Source organism: Pseudomonas sp. PS01297 (assembly GCF_029959305.1).
GTDB classification, from domain to species: domain Bacteria; phylum Pseudomonadota; class Gammaproteobacteria; order Pseudomonadales; family Pseudomonadaceae; genus Aquipseudomonas; species Aquipseudomonas helleri.
The window spans coordinates 1-2,793 of record NZ_JASCPQ010000198.1; the positions used below are offsets into that span (position 1 = coordinate 1).

Genomic DNA, 2,793 nt, shown 5'->3' on the forward strand with positions numbered 1-2,793 from the left:
GGCTTGCTCGCGATAGCTTCAACGTCGATGCCCCGATAAACCGCAACGCCGCCATCGCGAGCAAGCCCGCTCCCACTGGGTTTGTGCATGTCATCACTACTGCCTTCAAAGCCGATTTGCTAGAGTGCCCGGCTGTACTTGTCTGGAACATCCGCCCCAATGCTGCCTCGCGCCGAACAGAAGCAACAAACCCGCCTCGCGCTGATGGATGCTGCCCGCCACTTGATGGAATCGGGTCGCGGCTTTGGTAGCTTGAGCCTGCGCGAAGTCGCTAAAACTGCGGGCATCGTGCCTACCGGCTTTTATCGCCACTTCAGCGACATGGACCAACTGGGCCTGGCGCTGGTCAGTGAAGTGGGCCAGACCTTTCGCGAAACCATTCGCCTGGTGCGCCATAACGAGCTGTTTATGGGCGGCGTGATCAACGCCTCGGTGCGCATCTTTCTGGATGTCGTAGAGGCCAATCGCTCACAGTTTTTGTTCTTGGCCCGCGAGCAGTACGGCGGCTCACAGCCGGTTCGCCAGGCCATCGGCGCGCTGCGTGAAGACATCACGTCGGACCTGGCGACCGACCTCGGTTCCAAGCCCAAGCTGCAGCACTTGAACCACGCGGCGCTGACGGTGATTGCCGATCTGGTGGTAAAAAGCGTGTTCGCCGCCTTGCCAGATATCATCGACCCTCCGGCCGAGGCGCTGCCCGACTACTTGCAGCCGCAAGCCAAAATCAGCCAGCAACTGCGCTTTATCTTTATCGGGCTCAAGCATTGGCAAGGGCTGGGCAGCACCGAATAACCGCGCGCACTCAATTGGTGCGCGCCGCCTGCTTGTCCGCACTTTTTTAGAACATCTTCATCTTTCTGCACTGTGTTTGGGCCTACAGTTTGCCGCCTGCCCCAGGTTGGCAAGCACCTTGCTGTGCCTGTTCTATTGTTAATTGCAGGAAGCCTTCCAATGTTGGTGATTCATCGCAAAGTCGAAACCCACCCCGTGTGGAGCGCCGAGCTTCATTTGAATTTTGAAGCCCGCAGCAAAAGTCGCCTGCGCTGCTTTAGCCATGAAGGCGAAGACGTTGGCCTGTTCCTTGAGCGCGGCCAACCGCCGCTGCGTGACGGTGACTTTCTGCAAGCGCAGGACGGGCGCATCGTGCGCGTGTGCGCCAGCCCCGAAAAACTGCTGCACGTCACCTGCCCCAACGCCTTTGAACTGACCCGCGCCGCCTATCACCTGGGCAACCGCCACGTGGCGTTGCAAGTCGGTGATGGCTGGCTGCGTCTGCTCGACGATTACGTCCTCAAGGCCATGCTCGATCAACTGGGCGCGACCACCGAATCCATAGAAGCACCGTTCCAGCCAGAACATGGCGCCTACGGCGGCGGGCATCACCATTCACGGGCGGGCGAAGAAGACTTCAACTACGCGCCGCGCCTGCATCAGTTTGGTGTGCGTTTGTGAATCCGGCATGGGCGCTGTTGCGCCTGGCCAGCCCGCAGTTGCCGATTGGCGGCTACAGCTATTCCCAAGGGCTGGAAATGGCCGTAGACGATGGCCGCGTCAACGACCCGATCACGGCGGCACGGTGGATCCGCGATCAGTTACTGCTCAACCTTGCGCGCTTTGAAGCGCCGCTGTTGCTGGCCCATTGTCAGGCCGCCGCCGACCAGGACTGGAACGCCTTGCAGCGTTTTTGCGACGAGCACCGCGCCAGCCGTGAAACCCGCGAGCTGCACCAGGAAAGCCGGCAAATGGGCTACTCGTTGCAGCAATTGCTCAACGGCTTGCCCGAACTGGACGACCCAGCCCGGCAGTTTCTCGCACAACAACACGAGCCGCATCTGGCCCTTGGCTGGGCATTGGCCGCGCGCGCCTGGGGTATCAGCCCACAAGACGCCCTCGCCGCCTGGCTGTGGAGCTGGCTGGAAAACCAATTGGCGGTGCTGATGAAAACCTTACCACTGGGCCAGCAAGCGGCTCAGCGCATGACCAGCGAGTTATCGCCGACATTGCAGCAAGCCCAGCAGCACGCCAGCTCTCTCGATTTATTCCACTTGGGCAGCGCCGCTTTCGGCCTGTCTTTGGCAAGCATGGCCCACGAGCGCCAGTACAGCCGCCTGTTTCGTTCCTAGGAGAATGTAATGAACACACACCCTTTGCGTGTCGGCATCGGTGGCCCGGTGGGCTCCGGCAAAACGGCGCTGACCCTGGCCCTGTGCCTGGCGCTGCGCGACAAATACAACCTGGCGGTGGTCACCAACGACATTTACACCCGCGAAGACGCCGATTTTCTGGTGCGCAACGAGGCGTTGGCGCCTGAGCGCATCATCGGTGTCGAAACCGGCGGTTGCCCGCACACGGCCATCCGCGAAGACGCCTCAATCAACCTCGAAGCGGTGGACCAGTTGAACCGGCGTTTTCCGGGGCTGGATCTGATTTTGGTGGAATCGGGTGGGGATAACTTGTCCGCTACCTTTAGCCCGGAGCTGTCGGACCTGACCCTCTACGTGATCGACGTGTCGGCCGGGGACAAGTTACCGCGCAAGGGCGGGCCGGGGATCTGCAAGTCTGACTTGCTGGTGATCAACAAAATCGACCTCGCGCCGTTGGTAGGTGCGTCGCTGGAGCTGATGAACAGCGACACCACGCGCATGCGCAACGGCAAGCCGTTTGTGTTCAGCAACCAGAAGACCGGGCACGGCCTGGACACCATCGTGGCGTTTATCGAGAAACAGGGCCTGCTGGTGCCTTAAACCCTGTGTAGGAGCGAGCTTGCCTCGCGATCTTTTGATCGTTGAAAAG

Annotated in this window: 4 protein-coding genes; all 4 read left to right on the forward strand. The window is 60.5% G+C overall.

The window, feature by feature from the left end:
• Window positions 1-159: 159 nt before the first annotated feature.
• The 4 genes from QMX84_RS26215 to ureG all read left to right on the forward strand — a co-directional run bounded on the left by QMX84_RS26215 (window position 160) and on the right by ureG (window position 2,744).
• Window positions 160-792, forward strand: coding sequence for a TetR family transcriptional regulator (locus QMX84_RS26215; protein ID WP_048366560.1), 633 nt, complete (start codon window positions 160-162; stop codon window positions 790-792).
• Between the two features lie 159 nt (window positions 793-951).
• Complete coding sequence (ureE, locus tag QMX84_RS26220; RefSeq protein WP_048366561.1) at window positions 952-1,452, forward strand: urease accessory protein UreE; 501 nt, start codon at window positions 952-954, stop codon at window positions 1,450-1,452.
• Window positions 1,449-2,123 carry an urease accessory protein UreF gene (locus QMX84_RS26225; RefSeq protein WP_282365144.1) on the forward strand — a complete coding sequence of 225 codons (675 nt, stop codon included), beginning with the start codon at window positions 1,449-1,451 and terminating at the stop codon, window positions 2,121-2,123. The genes ureE and QMX84_RS26225 overlap by 4 nt, the downstream gene beginning before the upstream one ends.
• A gap of 9 nt (window positions 2,124-2,132) precedes the next feature.
• Window positions 2,133-2,744, forward strand: a complete 612-nt coding sequence (gene ureG / locus QMX84_RS26230) for an urease accessory protein UreG (protein ID WP_048385311.1) — start codon at window positions 2,133-2,135, stop codon at window positions 2,742-2,744.
• Window positions 2,745-2,793: the final 49 nt, after the last annotated feature.